17 protein-coding genes are annotated in these 17,591 nt (G+C 44.6%); 2 read left to right on the forward strand and 15 right to left on the reverse strand.

Annotation, left to right across the window (positions count from 1 at the left end):
- The first annotated feature begins 184 nt into the window (after positions 1 to 184).
- Positions 185 to 613: a hypothetical protein gene (locus K339_RS34185; RefSeq protein ID WP_037301123.1), complete on the forward strand. Its 429-nt coding sequence runs from the start codon at positions 185 to 187 to the stop codon at positions 611 to 613.
- 94 nt (positions 614 to 707) lie between these two features.
- Here K339_RS34185 and K339_RS0119120 read toward each other — a convergent pair whose 3' ends face one another.
- The 15 genes from K339_RS0119120 to K339_RS0119195 form a co-directional block, all read right to left on the reverse strand.
- Positions 708 to 1,277: a DUF4833 domain-containing protein gene (locus K339_RS0119120; protein WP_028525038.1), complete on the reverse strand. Its 570-nt coding sequence runs from the start codon at positions 1,275 to 1,277 to the stop codon at positions 708 to 710.
- Positions 1,278 to 1,287: 10 nt separating this feature from the next.
- Positions 1,288 to 2,208 carry a PfkB family carbohydrate kinase gene (locus K339_RS0119125; protein WP_028525039.1) on the reverse strand — a complete coding sequence of 307 codons (921 nt, stop codon included), beginning with the start codon at positions 2,206 to 2,208 and terminating at the stop codon, positions 1,288 to 1,290.
- A gap of 132 nt (positions 2,209 to 2,340) precedes the next feature.
- The gene (locus K339_RS0119130) at positions 2,341 to 3,039 is read right to left on the reverse strand and encodes an HAD family hydrolase (protein ID WP_028525040.1); all 699 of its coding nucleotides are present in this window, start codon (positions 3,037 to 3,039) and stop codon (positions 2,341 to 2,343) included.
- Between the two features lie 107 nt (positions 3,040 to 3,146).
- Entirely contained in the window at positions 3,147 to 4,181 is a 1,035-nt protein-coding gene (locus K339_RS0119135) for a lysylphosphatidylglycerol synthase transmembrane domain-containing protein (protein WP_229598775.1), read from the reverse strand.
- Position 4,182: 1 nt separating this feature from the next.
- On the reverse strand, positions 4,183 to 5,115 hold the full coding sequence (locus K339_RS0119140; protein WP_028525042.1) for a CDP-alcohol phosphatidyltransferase family protein: 933 nt from the start codon (positions 5,113 to 5,115) through the stop codon (positions 4,183 to 4,185).
- Between the two features lie 56 nt (positions 5,116 to 5,171).
- Positions 5,172 to 6,053 (reverse strand): ATP-grasp domain-containing protein, encoded by an 882-nt coding sequence (locus K339_RS0119145; protein ID WP_028525043.1) that lies wholly within the window; start codon positions 6,051 to 6,053, stop codon positions 5,172 to 5,174.
- Between the two features lie 319 nt (positions 6,054 to 6,372).
- The gene (locus tag K339_RS0119150) at positions 6,373 to 7,077 is read right to left on the reverse strand and encodes an NTP transferase domain-containing protein (RefSeq protein ID WP_028525044.1); all 705 of its coding nucleotides are present in this window, start codon (positions 7,075 to 7,077) and stop codon (positions 6,373 to 6,375) included.
- Positions 7,078 to 7,208: 131 nt separating this feature from the next.
- On the reverse strand, positions 7,209 to 9,764 hold the full coding sequence (locus tag K339_RS0119155; RefSeq protein WP_028525045.1) for a DUF5686 and carboxypeptidase-like regulatory domain-containing protein: 2,556 nt from the start codon (positions 9,762 to 9,764) through the stop codon (positions 7,209 to 7,211).
- Between the two features lie 62 nt (positions 9,765 to 9,826).
- Positions 9,827 to 10,822, reverse strand: a complete 996-nt coding sequence (locus K339_RS0119160) for an NAD-dependent epimerase/dehydratase family protein (RefSeq protein ID WP_028525046.1) — start codon at positions 10,820 to 10,822, stop codon at positions 9,827 to 9,829.
- Positions 10,819 to 11,940 (reverse strand): hypothetical protein, encoded by a 1,122-nt coding sequence (locus tag K339_RS0119165; RefSeq protein WP_028525047.1) that lies wholly within the window; start codon positions 11,938 to 11,940, stop codon positions 10,819 to 10,821. Before K339_RS0119165 ends, K339_RS0119160 begins: the two co-directional genes overlap by 4 nt.
- On the reverse strand, positions 11,937 to 13,142 hold the full coding sequence (gene spt, locus K339_RS0119170; protein WP_028525048.1) for a serine palmitoyltransferase: 1,206 nt from the start codon (positions 13,140 to 13,142) through the stop codon (positions 11,937 to 11,939). Before spt ends, K339_RS0119165 begins: the two co-directional genes overlap by 4 nt.
- A 149-nt stretch (positions 13,143 to 13,291) precedes the next feature.
- Positions 13,292 to 13,915 (reverse strand): TetR/AcrR family transcriptional regulator, encoded by a 624-nt coding sequence (locus K339_RS0119175; RefSeq protein ID WP_229598777.1) that lies wholly within the window; start codon positions 13,913 to 13,915, stop codon positions 13,292 to 13,294.
- A 177-nt stretch (positions 13,916 to 14,092) separates the two neighbouring features.
- A complete protein-coding gene (locus K339_RS0119180; protein WP_028525050.1) occupies positions 14,093 to 15,001 on the reverse strand; it encodes a helix-turn-helix domain-containing protein in 909 nt (302 codons plus the stop codon).
- Between the two features lie 4 nt (positions 15,002 to 15,005).
- Positions 15,006 to 15,350, reverse strand: coding sequence for a hypothetical protein (locus K339_RS0119185; RefSeq protein ID WP_028525051.1), 345 nt, complete (start codon positions 15,348 to 15,350; stop codon positions 15,006 to 15,008).
- Between the two features lie 199 nt (positions 15,351 to 15,549).
- On the reverse strand, positions 15,550 to 16,275 hold the full coding sequence (locus K339_RS0119195) for an EcsC family protein (RefSeq protein ID WP_028525052.1): 726 nt from the start codon (positions 16,273 to 16,275) through the stop codon (positions 15,550 to 15,552).
- 685 nt (positions 16,276 to 16,960) lie between these two features.
- Here K339_RS0119195 and K339_RS0119200 point away from each other — a divergent pair.
- Entirely contained in the window at positions 16,961 to 17,545 is a 585-nt protein-coding gene (locus tag K339_RS0119200) for an RNA polymerase sigma factor (protein ID WP_028525053.1), read from the forward strand.
- Positions 17,546 to 17,591: the final 46 nt, after the last annotated feature.

Genomic DNA, 17,591 nt, shown 5'->3' on the forward strand with positions numbered 1-17,591 from the left:
TTTTATGGGCGTTTTTAGAATTTTCAACAGAATATAATTCCGTTTGTATTTATTTTAGGTCGTTCGTCATTGAAAAATACCCTTCGTCATTAACTACTTTCACGAATGGCGAAAACAGGCAATCTTTGTATCAACAAAAAGCAAAACACAAACAGAATTACAGCCACATAAAATAAATAAAACCATGAAATCTCTTATCACAACCATCGCATTAAGTCTTGTAGGTTTAACCACAGTAGCAGAAGCTCAACCTACTAGAAAATTCACTCAAGCTGAATCTCAATTGTTGGCTACTTTGCCAACTGAAGATGCAAATGCTGCCACTTTCGTATCAGTTTCAACAATGACTCCGCAAATCTTGATTGCATCATTGCCAGTAACTGATGAAAATATTGAAACACCTGCTCCGCGTATCAGTGGTGCAAAATTGTTGGCCTCTTTACCAACTGTTGACGAAAATCCAGGTTTACCAATGGTAAAAATGAACTTTACAAAATTGTTAGCAGCGTTGCCTACCGCAGATGAGTTTACTCAAACAACGGTTTTGATTGACAGTCCATTGAATGTTGATACAAAAAGCCAAGTAACGGCAGTTCGTTTGTCGGAAGAATAAGCCAAGCCGCTACACGATTCCAAAAATCAAGATCATAAAAAAGCCCTCCTCTGAGCAATTCAGGGAGGGCTTTTTCTTTGGTAGAAACTCCGAATCAAGACGGTTTTATGCGTTGAACCATTGTTTTTCCTGATATGACGTCAGTACCTTTGAGTTCGATAAAAAGCACGTTGGGCGACCAAAAAGAGCCTCCATCAATGCGAATAAAAACCCGACTGAGGATACATTCTTTTTTATTGATGTCGGTATAAACGTGGTATTTGTTATGGGCATCTTTTCGTAAATGTAGCGGTAGCTTCGAGTAAGCCACCGAACGCAAATCGTAACTTCCGTTGCTGTTGGCTTTGACATTGATACCGTACGCAAACTTACGCTGGATAAAATTGAGCTCCTTGCGCATTCCTCCCTCTGGATAGCGAATCCAGAAAACATGAACGGGGTCTTCTTCCTCAAACTTCCCGTTTTTGTCCACATTTAGCTCATAGCAAATCGTGTTGGTATTGGGGTCGCGTTGAATGTAAAACAACAACCCTGGAATACCGTTGGGCACGGGAAATGTTTCGGGGTCGGGCAGGGGAGATTCACCTACCGCACTTTTGGGCGAAACGGCAGAAATTAAAAAAGGAATGGCTGCAAACAAAAAGACAAAAAGACTTTTCTTCATAATAACAATGCTATTGAAGCAGGGCTTCCGACCACGAAAAGACCTTTCGGTATCCGTTGTGAGCACCAAACTTTAGTACGTTTTCTACTTTTTCAAAATCACCAGAGAATGGCCCCGATGCTTCGATTTTAATCGTAGCCATGGCCGCGCCAAATTCTCCTGCTTCTTGTACGTGTGCCCCTTTGATGCGTTGATACAAATACCCTGCCATGTAGGTATCGCCGCAACCCGTAGCGTCAGCTACTTGAGATGGGGTAAACGCAGGAATTTTGTGAAATACGCCATCGGTATAAATCACCGAGCCGTGGCTTCCCAAGGTGATAATTACCTCTTTAACGCCCAAATCAGCCAAATATTCTGCCCCGTCTTTGACGCGGTGGTGGCCTGTCAATACCTCCATTTCAAATTCGTTGGCTTTTAAAACACCGATATAAGGAAGTAATGCTTTTTTGTCGGCCCAATCGCGGTAACGTACTTTTTTGTTATCAACGTAACGCAAAAAGCCCTGAATATCCAACGAAACCATGCCGCGACGTGCCAGTTCTTTCACCAACTCCGCCGAAATATCATCGGAAAGCAACGGGCCTAAATGAAAAATCCGTGCTTCGAGGTCGGGAAGGGCGGGTACATCAAAAGGCGTCGCTTTTTGCAAAACGTTTTGCTCACGGTGGTTTTGGTCAAAGCTGTAAATGTTTTCAAAATACACCGTGTGCTCGCTAGGTAAGGCAAATACTTCGGTGCCTGATTTACGCAAGTCGGCCACTACTTTTAACTCTTCCGTCGCTACGGCCGTAACGAGGGCGTAGTTTATTTCGGCATTTTGCAATGCTTTTGAAAAGTAAAAAGAAGTGCCACCTGGCATGTAGTTGGTTGATTTCGGGGTCACTACCTTATCGAGGGTAATGTGCCCAATAGTGCAAATGTCATACATGGTTGTTAACGATTTTGGTGTCTATGTGCTAAGGGTTGCTCACAACCCGTTTTGTTCGTGTCAAGGGTTGCTCACAACCCGTTTTGTTCGTGTCAAGGGTTTCTCACAACCCGTCTGTGTGTCAAGGGTTGCTTACAACCCGCCGATTACCTCAGGGATCCGCCCAAAGTCATCAATTTCAACGTCAGCTTCAACACTTACCTCGGTAGTTTCCCAACCTTTGACGTTGAGCCAAATGGTTTGGCAACCAACGGCTTTAGCGGGTACAATATCTTTGCTGTACGAATCACCAATAACGACGCATTCGTGGGCGGCAAAACCTAGTTCTTGTACGCCCAAGGCATAAATGGCCGCATCGGGTTTCCGAACCCCCACAACGGCTGACTCAACGATGGCTTGGAAATACCCCGCGATCCCGAAGTCTTGTAAGACCGTGGATAAGTTTCCGTAAAAATTAGAAACCATTACCAAAGGATAGCGGTCGGCCAATTGAGCCAAAACGGGCGCTGCTTGTTGAACAGAGCTTTTGGCAAACTGATAGCAATCGAGGGCAATGGCCTTGCCAAGTGAGGCGGGTAGGTCTATGCCTTCGTTGCGCAAAAACAGAAACTGCTGTTCTACCTTCAGTTGTAATGTATCTAAAAAAGTGTGCCGAGGCTCAATAATCGGGTTAATAGCCAAGGCTCTTTCTCCGTAGGAATAGGCTTTGAGGAATGCTTCTTCTGGTACACCAGCTTGGTGTTTTTCGTAGCTATCCCAAAGAACCCTCCCCCAGTGGAGGCCGTTGGTGTCGATGGTGCCTCCGTAATCAAACAATAATCCTTTTATCATAAGTAATGGTCTCTGTTAACAGTTATTTGTTATCTGTTAACGCTATTAAATATCAATGAGTTAGCTAAATAATGAGTTTAGCTACTTGTTGTTTCATTGCACAAGACTTACTCGACGGGAGCGAGGTCTTCTTCCTCCTTTGCAACAGGTTGCGCTTTTTTTGTTTTAATCATCAATAACCCAATCATAATCCAGACCACTTCGCGAATGCGCGTGACTAAGCCAATGAAAACACCTGCCGATGCGGGCATTCCGACGGCCGTAAGTGCCAAGGCCAATCCACCCTCGCGGGTGCCGAGTTGCATGGGTAAAAAGAAAATAAGATTGGCAAACAACGACGAACCCGAACTGATAATCAGCGAATCGACGATGGACATATTGAGTCCAATGGCTTGACCTGTAAAATAAATTTCGGCGCAACCCACCACGCGAGCTGCAAATTCGAGCCAAAGGGAAGCATGAAAACGGCGTCGTCGTTCGGCATAAAGAATCCGAATTTGGTCGTCGATTTCGTGCAACGTATCGGCTTTATTGGCCAGCATGGCTTGCACTTTAGTTCCTACCCAAGGCAGGCGCGTCAACAGGCGAAACGTACTCACGGTAAAGCCGCGCTTGTAAGCGCGCATAAACCAAAAGCCCAGTATCAGCCCCACCACCAGCATGATCAAACAGCCCATGAGCATCAAAGGTGCAAGCGGGACAAACGCAAAAATGAGCAAGATGGACGCCAACCAGAAAATCACGTGCGAAAACATGTGCATCAGGCTGTAGAGCAGCACCGACGAACTCGCTTTTTGGAGTCCCAGCGTGGGCTTTAGTTCCATAATGCGGTAAGGTTCACCGCCCAACGCTACAAAAGGCGTGATGTAATTAATGACGTAGCCCGTAATGGTGAGCCGCAAAACTGACCCAAATGACAGATTGCTTTGCGGCAAATTCGGCTCCTGAATGATGGCTTTGAAAGCCAACGCATTGAGGATATAAATCACTAACCAACTGCCAATGACGGGTACAAACCACCAGCCTGTTTTTTGGATATTTTCCCAAATAACCGCAATACCCAAGCCATGCACCATATACATCAGCGTACCGACGCCAATGGCCATGAACAGGATTTTGTAGGTGACGGCGTTGATTTTCACGTTAGGCAGTTAGTTTTTGGTAAAAATGGCGGCTCACTTTTTCCTGACTTACGCACATGTAAATCAAAATGGGGTTGAGCACGAAAATGTCGAAGAGAAAGTAAATCCACGCTTGGTCGATGAAGAGCCACAAAAACAAGAACAGCACGCGGGTGTTGAACTGAACGATGTTGGTATATTTCATCAATGGCTTATTCATGGCGCGAAAATCGGTGATAAGCCATTCGGGCAAGCCGTTTTGGAAACGTTCGCGCACCACGCCCAATAGTTTTTGGAGATTAGGCGAAAATCCTTCTTGTAATTTGGTGTAATTGAGGTAGCTGCGTGCAATGAGTTTTAAGAAAAAATGATTGCCCCAAGAAAGTTTATCATAGTCTTTTTGCAAGTCATGGCTGTTGTCTAGCTCACTACCTGAAGTGCCTTTGATAAAGAACAAATGCACGTTTCGGTAATAATCAGCCATAGCAGACTGCACCACGTGCGATATACCTGCCACCACGCCTGGAACCCAAATCAACGCACTCCAACCTTCGTTTTGACTGCGCAAACAGATAGCGACGTGAATGGCAATAAACCAAAAGTCGCCCGCAAGTCCGTCCAAAATGCGGCCTAAGCGGCTTTTATTGTTGGTCAGTCGGGCCAATTGCCCGTCGGCGCTGTCAAGCGAATTGGCAAATACCAACGACAACATCCCGATGACGTTAATCCAAAGTTCTTGGTAGTAAAACAATATCCCCGCCGCTACGCCAAAGAAAATGCTGATAATGGTAACGGCGTTGGGCGTAATGCCTATTTTGGCGCAAAAAAGGGCAATTTGGTAGCCAATAGGGCGGTAAAACCAAATGTCAATTCGTTCTTCGGTGTCGTTGGATTTGAGCGAACTTTGAAACGCACTTGCCTGAGTGGTTTGGGTATCTTTTGTCAATGTCTCCATTCGTTATCGTTAGTATAGGTAATGGTTAAAATGTATCAGCGAGCAACTGCTAACAGTTAACTCACTGCTACGGGCTGTAGCTCAAATTGTTCGGCAATGGCTTGAGCTATATAAACGGATGCTTCTTGGCGGCAAGGCGCAAAGCTTGGCCAATCGTTGACGTCGATGAGGTGAAAATTCCCGTGTTTGTCGATGATGGCATCGCCTCCGTAAATATGAATGTTGAGTACTTCTGCCGAGGCGTTGGCGGCTTGCTGCAAGGCTTTTTCGTCAAACGGATAATAGACCGATTGACCGTTGATGTGTTCGTACTCGGCGTACTTGTGGTGATTGTTGGCGTACGGATAAAACCAGAAGAAAAAGTCGGTGTTGCGTACGGCATAAAATTTCACCAAATCGCCACGGAGGTGTTCCGAAATAACGGCGTCGGGAATTTCGCGCAGGGCGTATTCTTGCAGCATTTCTTTGGCTTCTTCGGCCGTGGCCGCAAACGACACGTCTTCTTTGTGGATGGCGTGAAAATCGCCTCTTTTTACCCAAAATCCTTTACCTGGAAGGTTTTCAAAAACATCGTTTCCATCGTAATCCGTTGGTACAATGTAGCTTTTGGGGTACGGAATGCCGTTTTCCAACAAATTTTTGGTCATGTTGGTACGGAAACAGTTTTCAATGCCAAAGCCCGAATTAACGACGATTTTTCCTTCGTTTTCAAGCTGTTGTAATTTTTTTACGACCCGTTTTTGGCGCGCCATGGTGAAAATGTACTGGTGAGGAATCTCAGTGGCTGCTAAGAAGGTATCTTCGTCCCAAAGCTGGACCGAGTACCCCATTTTTTCGAGCTCTTGGATAACCAAAGAAAAAATCGCACCGTCGTTTCCGACGTGGTTGGGCGAAAACTTTTTGTTTCTGGTTACTCCAAGTAATGTGGTGGTTTTCATGATACGAATAGTTGCTTAGACTTTCCAATTGGCTTGGTGTCAGATTTGGAGAGTCTGGTTAATTTTACTGTGCTAGACTTTCCAAGTCTTGAACTCGTTGGTTGTCAGCCTTGGAAAGTCTTGTTTATTCGGTTGTATTAGACTTTCCAAGTCTTGAATTCGTTGATTTTCAGCCTTGGAAAGTCTTGTTTATTACGTTGTATTAGACTTTCCAAGTCTTGAATTTGTCGATTTTCAGCCTTGGAAAGTCTTTTTTATTCCGTTTATTAGACTTTCCAAGTCTTGAACTCGTTGGTTATCAGACTTGGAAAGTCTCTCTTTAGGCTTCGCTTAAAAACAGTTCCGCCGTTTCTATGTCCCTTACATGGTCGATGTCAACGATTTTTTTGAAGGGAAATGCTTTTAATTGTAATCCTTCCGTGACTAAACGACGCTGAAAGTTTCGCATACGGTTGGTGCCACTTTCGACGGCTTGGGTGACTTGTGCCAAAGCGCGGCTGCGTAAACAGTAAATCCCGCCCGAAACGTAAGGAATTGGATCGTCGTTGGTGTCGCAAAAATCAGTAATTCCAAGTTGCTCGTTGGTTTTTACGAACAAAGGACTCTCGTCATCCACAAACGACGTAACGGCCATCAGCCCATCCAACGAAGGTGCCGCTTGGAAGGCGTTGATATAAGCTTCAAATTCCTCTTCGATAAATACGGTGTCGGTGGTGGTCAGGCAAAAATCGCTTGGCTGCTCGGTACTTTTTAGTAATTCGTAAAAACTGTGGAGCGAACTCGGCGTTGATTTCTTTACGATAAAAACAGGTACAGGATACTTGGCCTGCAACAAGTGATTTTCGAGCACTTCTGAGGCTTCATTGATGATAATATGTACAGATTCAGCTCGGTTACGGGCAAAAACTGCAATCAGGCGGTCAATTAGCATTTCGCCGTGCAACTGCACCATGGGTTTGGGAAGGGTAAATCCCTCCTTCGCCAATCGTGACCCTTCACCCGCTGCTATGATTCCGTATTTCATTTTGGTGTCTGTTTTTTGTTTATCTGTTAACGGGGAGCACGAGGTCTTTTATTTGACCACATAGTTCAGATAGTTCTCTATGTGTTAATTCTCAGGTGCTCTATGTGTTAAAATAAACAATAGATAACTGTCTAAAAATCAAGTCTAAAACGTGTTCTTACTCCCCACTGAACCGTGTTTGGGTTGTTGAGGTAACTAAAACGTCGTACCAAATCGACCCGAACTAATTTGAAAATATTGGCCACGCCAACGCTTCCTTCAATGTACGGTTGGCTGCCAAGAGTGTAGCTAATGCTACGTCCTTCCGAATCGACAGGGAAACGAAAAACGGATGCGCCTTTGTTAGGGTTGTTTTCATCGCGAAGGCCACCTACCAAGGCTTTTACGCTCAACACTTCGCGCAATTTGAGTCGTTTCAGCAACGGTATTTTGTTGAATAAGAAGCCATTGAAGTAATACTGAACGTCGATGCTCGCGTAGCGGTCGCTTACAAACTCAAGGAAATTCATCAAGTTGTAAGAGTTCAATTGGTACGCGTAGGTTTGGTTGGCGCGGTGAATCATCAACAGCGGAAATGGAATATTGTTGCCAAAAATGTAGCCACCTTCGGCTGTTACGTCCGCAAAACCATACTGTGATAAATAAACACGTTTGGCGACATTGCCAGTAATTGTATGATAGTCGGTTTGGCCTGACAAAAGCCCCTTTATCCCAGCGTTATAACGCAACGTAAAAATAGGGGAGCGATTGATGAGCGGCGTCCGATAGAGTTTTCCTTGATAAAACTGCTCGTTGGGGGCATAGCGAAGCTCCAAGCTCAATTCGGTATTGTTGAGTTGGGCTACATTTTGAGCTGCGCCGTCAGTAGTTCGTTCGTACTTGAGAATGCCTGCGGGCGTTTGTGCCCATTGGGTAAATCCAAACTTGTACGAAAAGTGATTGGTGAACTCGCGGATGTATTCCAATTTTATAACATCGTTGTACAGCCAACGGTTGTTATCGCCGCGTTTGAACGACAGCAGGAAGTTATCTTCTTGGACAAACTGCAACTCTTGTCCAGGGATTTTTGTGTCGCGCTGATAACTCGCCCGAATGTAGTGTAGCGGAAAATGATAGACCGATTTGTTGTTCAGCGAAAATGTACTGCTCGCAAAATATTTCCATTTTTGGTCTTTGAAACCGTACGCTCCATACCCTTCAAAATAGAGTCGATTGCTGAGTTCGGTGGTGGTGCGTCCGCCAAAGCGTAGGCGAAAACCTTCCACGGGGTTGAAACTATAAAACGTATTGGCAGGTCCGATTTCCACTTTTCCAAAAGACTTGTACCCCGCAAAAAACAAGGTAGTGATGTCCATAATTCGACGGAACGATGGGATGGTCTGGAGCGTATCTACGTTCCGGTAGATGTTGCTCTCCATGCGGTCGAGGGGGAGGTGACGTAAATTGCTCCAATAGGCTTCGTTGTTGGCATTTAGCTTGGCAAACGTCGGCGCATTTTCTTGGGCAGGGCCTTTATAAAGGCTATCAGGACGGGGCTGATTGGTCAAGAAATTTTTAAAATTTACGACACGCTGACCGTACAAACCTGCGGCTTTTTCGCCCAACGAAAACTCCATTCCCAACGACGTTTTGCTGGGGCGGTAGCGTCCATCTTCCTCTTTTACAAATTCAATTTTGGCCTCAAGGTCACGCATGAAGTTGAGGTTAATGTCTTTGTTTACGGTTAAATACGCGTTTTGAACGCTGTAATTTCCGTCGAGGGTAATAAATAGTTTACCCTCAAAAAGCATATCGGCTTTATTGCGAGGTACAAACCCAAGCTCAATCAACCAAGGCGTTTGGGTCTTGACGGTATCACGAATAAAAAACTTATAAAACGTAGGAGCGGTGTTAGCAATGGGGCTCAAAAGCAAATTAGTTGCAATTGAGATGTCATTTTTATAAATATCAATGTCTTCGTACAACCGTCTGAAATAGGCATTTAGCCCCTCGTTGTCAATAAATTTTTGGTCAAATTCTGCCTTGCGGTCGGCTTGCACCCATTGTTTTTTGGTATAAGGGTTTTTGCGAAAATATACTTGTGATAGTTTCTCCTGCATGTAAGCGGGTAGCATATTTTTTCCGCCCATTCCAGCCGAATCTTGGGCTACAAACAAAAATTGATAATTACGAAAAATGCGTTTGTCCTTAAATTCATCAGAAAGATTGCTCAGCGCAAGCGATATTTTTTCGTACTGCTCGTACTCCACATAGTCGTTTTGGGTCATGCGGTTCTGCTCTTTGTGGTCAATCACCTGACGAATGAGCTGAACCGCAGGATTATCCTTGTTGCGGTAGCGAGTGGTTTTTCCTTTGACAACAATTTCTTTGAGCAAAAGCGCATCCACCGCCAATTTGACGTTGATAGTCTGGGTGTTACCTGGCGTGACCGTTTTCTCGATGCTTTGGTAACCGATGTACGTAAACTTGATTTTGGGCTGTTTGTTGGGTACGCTGAGGGTATATTGTCCATCCGCATCGGAGGTGGTTCCGATGGTCGTGCCTACTACCTGTACGTTGACAAAAGGTAGCGTTTCGCCCGTTTTAGCGTCCGAAATGACTCCTTTTACAACCGTTGCGCTTTGGCCGTAGAGAAGGGTTATCGGCAAAAGCAGCACTAATACGATGAGTGTGGTTATTCTTTTCATTTTCTTAATTCAAGAAATCTTTGTCGTTCATGTCTGTTGCTGTAATGGTAATCTATTGGTTATCAAAGCCATTGGTTTTCTCGGTACCACGTTAGGGTTTCGAGAAGCCCTCTTTTTAAGTTATATTTTGGTTGGTAACCGAGTTGCGATTGGGCGGTATCGATGCTACAATACCAGTTTTGTGCCGTCAGTTCTTTGAGTTTTTCGCGGTTAATGACTGGCGTATTTTTTGAAAATGTATAGCCTACTTCCAAAGCCGTTGCAACAAATTTCATCAACCCCAAAGGGATATGAATCCGAACAGGTTTTTTGCCACTCCATGCGTTGAAAATCTCGGCCAGTTCATAACGGTTATATGCGGCTCCGTCCGAAACGTTGAAAACATGGTTGGCGGTACTTTTGTGAAGCGCTGCTTTTACCGTTGCATCTGCTAAATCCTTTACGTAAACAAAGCTGAAACGTTGCGCACCACGACCAATGTACGCGTCGATGCCGCTGTTGAGGGTTTTGAAAAGGATAAATACATCTTTTTCGCGGGGCCCATAAACGGCGGTTGGCCGAATGACGCTGGTTCGCAACCCTTTGATTTCAGCTAAATATTGTTCGGCCAACAACTTGCTTTTACCATAATCGGTGACAGGCATTGGCGGCGTATTCTCCGTAATCGGTTGTTTTTCAGTGTATGATAACGGCCCAAGGGCGGCCAAACTGCTCACAAAAACAAACCGCTCCAACGGTTGACTAACTTGGCAGGCTGCTTCGGCCAACCGACGGGTATATTCGGCGTTTATGAGGTTGTACGTGGCACTGTCTTTGGCGCGCGTTGCCCCTGCTGAGTGAATAATATACTGGTATTGACCCTTTTCCAAAAACGACCGAAGTGCGTCGGTTGAACGGTAATCGGGATAAACAAAAACGGGAGCCAATGGCGCAAGGTGCGAAACATCGCTTGACGGGCGCACTGCGGCATGGACTTCCAATCCCGCTTTTTGGGCTGCCTCAATCAAGTGGTATCCAATAAACCCGCTTGCCCCCGTTATCAATACGCGCCCGCTCATAGTTCTTTTTCGTACAACCGATACCGCTTGTATAATTTTGCGTTGATTTGTTCGATGGCGTGGTTCATGAGGTAATTGTCTTCAAGCATCCACGAACATTCACCACCCGTGATTTTTGTTCCGTACGTGTTTTTAATGATGGTTCCGTACAAACAGGCTTCAATGCCCATTTTGCGGTAGTTTTCCAATACGCCAAGCGCCAATACGCGCAAACGAGTGATGTTTTTACGTTGGGTCAACAACTTGAAAATCCCCGTTGGAAACAACCGACCTCGTTTGATTTTAATCAAGATTTGGTTGAGGTCAGGTACGCCGAGTGCAAAGGCGATGAACTCACCGTCTTTTTCGGCAACGAGGCAGAATCGAGGGTCGAGTAATAACTTCAAATCGTTGGCCAAAAAGTCAAACTCTTTGTCGGTCATGGGTACAAACCCTAAGTTTTTGTCCCAAGCCTTGTTATATACTTCACGAATCTTGACGGCCTCTTGTTTGAAATTTTTAATGTCCACCTGACGAATCGTGATTCCTTTGTTTTTCAAACGGCTTTGCAATACTTCCAACAGTTTGATAGAGCGGTCGTTAGACTCGCTTACTTCCAACTCGTAGGCGAGCAAATCGGTCATTTTTCGCAACCCTATGCTTGACAACAACGTGTCGTAATAGGGAGCGTTGTAGGTCATCATCACGATGGGTGGGCGTTCAAAACCTTCAACTAACACCCCAGAAGGGTCGTTGGTGGAAAAGTTGACGGGGCCAACGAGGCGGGTTAAACCTTTCTCTTTTAGGTGATTTACTGCCGTATCAATCAGTGCTTGGGCGACTTCTTGGTCGTTGATGCAATCAAAAAAACCAAAGAAACCGTCTTGTTTCCCCGTAAATGCGATGTGATTGCCATTCACAATGGCCGCAATTCGACCCACAATCTGGTTGTCTTTATAGGCTAAAAACAGCTTTACCTGCCCGTGTTCGTGGAATGGATGCTTCTTGGGAGAAAGCATATCACGTTGGGCAATAAAGAGTTCGGGTACGTAATTGGGGTCATTTTTATACAAATCGTGCGGAAAATCAATGAATTTTCCTACTTCTTTGCTAGACTCTACGGGGGCTATACGAATCATATATGTTGCTTTAACGCTTCAGGACAAACTTTTTGGGCAACTCGTGCCAATTTATCCACGGCTTCTTCAATTTGGCTGAAAGTATGCGTGGCCATCAGCGAAAAGCGAATGAGGCTGTCTTCGGGGCGTACCGCTGGCGATACGACAGGATTGACAAACACACCTTCGTCCTGTAAAAATTTGGTCATGAGGAAAGTATGCTCGTTGTTGCGAATATAAATTGGTAAAATTGGGCTTTCGGTCGGACCCAAATCAAACCCACTCAACAGCAACAATTCTTTGGCATAGCGGGTGTTTGCCCACAAGCGCTCGATGTGGAACGGCTCTGACTCAATGACGTCGAGTGCTGCAATGGTGCTCGCTGCCGTAGCGGGTGTCATGCTGGCGCTGAATATGAGCGAACGCGCACGGTGTTTGAGGTACTCGATGGTCTCGTTGTCGCTGGCAATAAACCCTCCCAACGATGCCAAGGACTTGCTGAATGTTCCCATAAACAAGTCAGTCTCGTGGGTTTGGCCAAAATGAGAGGCCGTTCCTGCGCCACGTTCACCAATAACGCCTAAACTGTGGGCATCATCCACCAGAACAGACGCATCGAATTCGGCAGCTACTTTGTTGAGCCCAGGCAAGTCCACAATGTCGCCTTCCATGCTAAAAATCCCGTCAGTAGCGATGAGTTTTACGGCTTCATCGGGCAAAAGACTAAGCTTTTTGCGGAGGTCTTCCATGTCGTTGTGGGCATACTTAATGACCTTCGAGAACGACAAACGACTTCCGTCGATGATGGAGGCGTGGTTCATTTCGTCCAACAAAATGTAATCATGGCGGCCTGTCAAGCTAGAAAGAGCTCCCAAGTTGGCCTGATAACCTGTGCTGAACAAGATGGCAGCCTCTTTTCCTACATAAGCGGCAAGTCGGCGCTCAAGCTCGATGTGAATGTCGAGTGTACCGTTCAAAAACCGTGAACCCGCACAGCCTGTGCCGTACTTTTCAGCAGCTTTTTGAGAAGCCTCAATGATGTAGGGGTGGTTGGTTAGTCCTAAGTAAGAATTAGAACCAAACATTAAAACGGGTTTACCGTTGATGAGAACCTCGGTATCTTGACCCGATTCGATGGGTCTAAAATAAGGGTAGATTCCTTTTTCTTTAGCAATCGCAGCCTCCTTGAACTCTGCGAGCTTGTTGCGTAATTTGTTTCCCATACTGTCAATAGCGTGTCAGACTTTGATAATACAACGGATCCAATGAAGCATCGGCACGTTGTTTTTGGTGTAATGGTGGTTAGGTAATGACCTATCCTTGAAATACAAACAATTCTTTTTTAAGAATTGTTTGTATGCTTAATAAAAAACTAAGAAGCTGTTGTTGGGACAAACAGGTACTCAGTAATCATGCTGATAATAAGGTCTTTATGGCACTCGGCGAAGTGGTTGAACTCTTCTTCGCAGGTATTGTGAAGTTTCATGTTCATTTTTTTGCCCACAAAAATAAACTGAAGACTTCCCATAATGAGTGGCATTAAATGGTCGGCACTGATGTCGCGCATTCGACCATTTTGTACTTCTTCGTTAATTTGGCTCGTCAGCGTTCCATGCAACAACTCCTTAAACTTCGATAGCTCGGGGAGGAGCTGCTCGGGGTCGCGCTGAATTTCATTCATCAGAAACAGTACCAAGTTGGGTTCTGCTTTCATCACTCTGAAATCTTCCTCAATCAGTTCGATTAATTTCTCGCGAATACCAATCGGTTTCTCAAAAATTCTTAGGGTGTTTTGGCAATAGTAGTTGAACAAATCCCTAAAAATCTCAACAAACAACTTCTCCTTGCTTCGAAAATAATAATTCGTCAAAGCAATGTTCATGTTGGCCGCTTCAGCTATATCTCTTGCCGTTGTTCCTGCGTACCCCTTTTTCAAAAAAATAGCCTTTGCCGCTTCTTTGATTCTCTCTTCACTAGACTGAGTAATACATGTCACGATAACCTCCATTTTCAAATTTCCGCAACAAAAGTGAAAACAAATTTTTGATTGAACAATTATTTTAAATGTTATTTTTAAACAAATGTTTAAACCATTTGATTAGTACAAAAAAAACTTTTTTTTGACCAATTTTACGAGGCCCAAACGGATAATATTGAACAGTTACTGATGACCTTAATTAAACGAATGCCTAAATTCGAGGGGGCTTTGGTTGGTTTTGGCTTTGAACAGCTTATTGAACGATTGGGAATGTTCAAAACCTAGTTCATAGGCAATTTCGCTCACGGTCAGTTCGGTGGTGGATAGCTTTTCCTTGGCCTTTTCAATCAGTTTTTCGTGGATAAGCTGCTGAGTAGTAAGTCCGATAAGCTGTTTCAACATACTGCTCAGGTATTTGGTGGAAAAGTTCAGGGAATCCGCCACGTATTGCACGGTGGGTAGTCCTTTTAATACCAAATCTTCGTTGTTGAAATAAGCGTTCAGGATTTCTTCTAGGCGATTGAGTACTTGGCTGTTGGTGATTTTTCGGGTAATAAACTGCCGTTCGTAAAACCGTTGGGCATAGGTAAATAGCACGTCCAGCTGGGCAATGATTACGTCTTGGCTGAATTTGTCAATGTTGGCGTGGTATTCTTCTCGGATGTTATTGACAATACCGTTGATGGTAGTTTCTTCTTTGTCGGACAAAAACAAAGCTTCGTTGGTCGAGTATCCAAAGAACTCGTACTGTTTGATTTTTTTGGCAAGTGGAGTGTTCCACAAAAAATCAGGGTGAATAAAGAGCATCCAGCCTTCGAGGTTGTGAGGGACGCCGTTGGCTTCCCCGCGCAAAATTTGCCCTGGTGCAATGAAAGCCAGCAACCCTTCATCAAAGTCGTACTTTTGCTGGCCGTACATAAGTTTGTCGCAGCCTCTCTTGAGCGACACCACATAAAAATCTGAAAGTACAGCCTGAATGTTGGGCGCGGATTTTAATATTTTGAGGTCAATCATGCCGATAAGTGGGTGCTGTGGCTTCGGCAGGTTCATCAACCGATGAATTTCGGCGATGGATTTGATTCGGTACGGTTTTTCTTGGGGCATACTGCTAAAATTTAAAAGGGTATTTTAACCAAATCAATAGCAATGGTAACGCAAGAAATGGAATTTCGATGAAGGCCATTTTGACGTTTCCTGCCCGCAACGAAAACGCCATAATCAACAGGATTACAATGGCATTGAGCAGGTTGCCCACAAAAAAAGTTTGAGGAAAAAGGAGCATTAAGCCAATAATAATAGAGAGTGCGCCCACAAGAGGCACAAAGGATTTGGTAATGCCCAAGTCGGCCATCATTTTGGCTTGCTCGGCAGTAGCAGGTTGGAAGGCATCCCAGCCGTGTTTGAGGCTCAAAAACGACGAAATGAGCAGGAGGGCGATGGTTACAATTTTCATTTTCTTTGCTGGTTTTTTCTAAAATTACACCAATTTTGGAATTATTTGATGGTGCAAAGTTCAGTAACAATCAGATAAATGATGTAGCCAAAAGTCGCAATGTTGTAGCTGAAAAGGAAAAAAGTGATGATAAGAAATAATTCGGATTGTGAGCAACCCTCAGCACATAAAACGTTTATCACTCCTCACTCATCTCTCCTCACTCAAACTTCCCCTTCTTCCGCATTCGGTAGGCATTCATGGCAGTTTTACCTAGTTTGTCGATAAGTTGATAGTTGACGACCACCCCCACGGCGGCACCAATGCCAGGAATGAGTTGCGCCATTTTTGCCAAATCGATGTAGTCGCGGTACTCTTGTTGAAACGTACGCCAGTCGAAGGCGTGGATGTCTTCAGGTAAAAGCTTACTTTTTTCCTCCCAATCAACGATTTGCAGATACACCTCTCGACGGCGTTCTTGACTTGAAAACGCCAGCTGAAAGATGTGTAACAGAAAAATCCGCTCGCGGTAGTCGTTGATAGGATAGCCATAACAAGCCGTAATGTCGAAAAGGAGCTTCATTTTGAGACTAAGCAATAGCGGAAAGTCGGCCAAAGCCAGCCAGAAGCCGCCCGCGCCCGCCACGCCGCCTTCGGCCGCACCAGCGGTTTTATAGAAACTAATGCGTCGTCGTACTTCATCTTCTTGTTGCTCAAAACTAACCGCAGGTGCAGGAAGTGGCGTGATAAACTCCGCACCAAAAAGCACACCACGGGTCATTTGCTTGATGGTGGTGGTGATGATTTCGTGAATTTTCTCAGGAATCAGGTTATTGATCCACTTTTGGGTGGCTTTGGCGAGACGGTTGGCTGCCGAAGGCTTTTTTAGCATTTGGCGTTGCCAGAGACGGAGTTCTTTTGCGACGGTTTCTTCGTAAGAGGGCATAACGAGATGGGTGATGGGGTCAAGTTACTGAAATTTTAAAAATATACGAAAAATCAGCTAGGGGGCGCTATGTATCTATTGTGAAAAATCCTATGTGAGCTATGTGCTTATCCCTCTTTTATTAATTTTAAAACACATAGATCACAATAGAAAGTACACACATAGAAAACAGTAGCTAAAGGGTCTATGTATCTATTGTGAAAAATCCTATGTGAGCTATGTGTTTACCAATAGCCTCGGCGAGGCGCAACATTTGTAGCATTTAATAAATAAAATTTCAACGCAGCCTCGGCGAGGCGCAACATTTGTAGCATGTAATAAATAAAATTTCAACGCAGCCTCAGCGAGGCGCAACATTTGTAGCATGTAATAAATAAAATTTCAACGTAGCCTCGGCGAGGCGCAACATTTGTAGCATGTAATAAATAAAATTTCAACGCAGCCTCGGCGAGGCGTAACATTTGTAGCATGTAATAAATAAAATTTCAACGCAGCCTCGGCGAGGCGCAACATTTGTAGCATATTGTAAATCAAATTGTTATGAGAGTTTTGTCTATTGAAAAATGTAGGTAGTAAAAAAAATAAAAAAATAATGAGAAAAAATAGGATTAAAAATGAGTTTTTCTGGCATTAGTAATTGAAGCTATCGAAAGTTATTCGACTGTACCACTTAATCCGACGTTCTGTGACCTCACACCATTCACATACTGCACTTTGGGATGCTTTCCGCGAAGGAGAACGCTGGGCCTTCAAGCGGATTTATGAGCTGTATGCCCAAGAGTTGGTGCGTTATGGACACAAGGTTACCTCAGATGCGCGCCTGATAGAAGACAGTATCCACGATTTATTCATCGAATTGTGGCAAAGCCGAACTCGCCTGAGTGAGACCGACTCCATCAAATTTTACTTATTTAGGTCGTTGCGAAACAAAATTACGCGGGCGCAGCAGCGCGATGAGTTTTATGCTGCCACCAACGTTGATAATTTCGACAACGCCGACGAAGCAGGTACCATCGAGCACCAATGGATTTCGGACGAGCGACAAGAACAGCTATTACGACGCTTGCGGGAGGGCTACCAGACACTTAGCCCGCGCCAGCAACAGGCTATTGATTTGCGATTTACCCATCAGTTTAGTAACGAGGAAGTCGCCCAATTGATGGGCGTGAATTATCAATCAGCTTGCCGATTTATTTACACCGCCCTGAAAACATTGCGCGAAACCGTCCGAATTTTTTCGATGGTGCTCACGATGCTTTTTTTCTACTGACAAAAACTCGTTATCCACACCCTATTTTTTAAAATCGAACATCTTT

The sequence above is a fragment of the Runella limosa DSM 17973 genome (assembly GCF_000482465.1).
Taxonomy (GTDB): Bacteria; Bacteroidota; Bacteroidia; order Cytophagales; family Spirosomataceae; genus Runella; species Runella limosa.

What these genes read in the sequence shown, in the direction of transcription:
- K339_RS34185 (WP_037301123.1), top strand. Translation starts at nt 185, where the DNA reads ATGAAATCTCTTATCACAACCATCGCATTAAGTCTTGTAGGTTTAACC.
- K339_RS0119120 (WP_028525038.1), bottom strand. Translation starts at nt 1,277, where the DNA reads ATGAAGAAAAGTCTTTTTGTCTTTTTGTTTGCAGCCATTCCTTTTTTA.
- K339_RS0119125 (WP_028525039.1), bottom strand. Translation starts at nt 2,208, where the DNA reads ATGTATGACATTTGCACTATTGGGCACATTACCCTCGATAAGGTAGTG.
- K339_RS0119130 (WP_028525040.1), bottom strand. Translation starts at nt 3,039, where the DNA reads ATGATAAAAGGATTATTGTTTGATTACGGAGGCACCATCGACACCAAC.
- K339_RS0119140 (WP_028525042.1), bottom strand. Translation starts at nt 5,115, where the DNA reads ATGGAGACATTGACAAAAGATACCCAAACCACTCAGGCAAGTGCGTTT.
- K339_RS0119145 (WP_028525043.1), bottom strand. Translation starts at nt 6,053, where the DNA reads ATGAAAACCACCACATTACTTGGAGTAACCAGAAACAAAAAGTTTTCG.
- K339_RS0119150 (WP_028525044.1), bottom strand. Translation starts at nt 7,077, where the DNA reads ATGAAATACGGAATCATAGCAGCGGGTGAAGGGTCACGATTGGCGAAG.
- K339_RS0119155 (WP_028525045.1), bottom strand. Translation starts at nt 9,764, where the DNA reads ATGAAAAGAATAACCACACTCATCGTATTAGTGCTGCTTTTGCCGATA.
- K339_RS0119160 (WP_028525046.1), bottom strand. Translation starts at nt 10,822, where the DNA reads ATGAGCGGGCGCGTATTGATAACGGGGGCAAGCGGGTTTATTGGATAC.
- K339_RS0119165 (WP_028525047.1), bottom strand. Translation starts at nt 11,940, where the DNA reads ATGATTCGTATAGCCCCCGTAGAGTCTAGCAAAGAAGTAGGAAAATTC.
- spt (WP_028525048.1), bottom strand. Translation starts at nt 13,142, where the DNA reads ATGGGAAACAAATTACGCAACAAGCTCGCAGAGTTCAAGGAGGCTGCG.
- K339_RS0119180 (WP_028525050.1), bottom strand. Translation starts at nt 15,001, where the DNA reads ATGCCCCAAGAAAAACCGTACCGAATCAAATCCATCGCCGAAATTCAT.
- K339_RS0119185 (WP_028525051.1), bottom strand. Translation starts at nt 15,350, where the DNA reads ATGAAAATTGTAACCATCGCCCTCCTGCTCATTTCGTCGTTTTTGAGC.
- K339_RS0119195 (WP_028525052.1), bottom strand. Translation starts at nt 16,275, where the DNA reads ATGCCCTCTTACGAAGAAACCGTCGCAAAAGAACTCCGTCTCTGGCAA.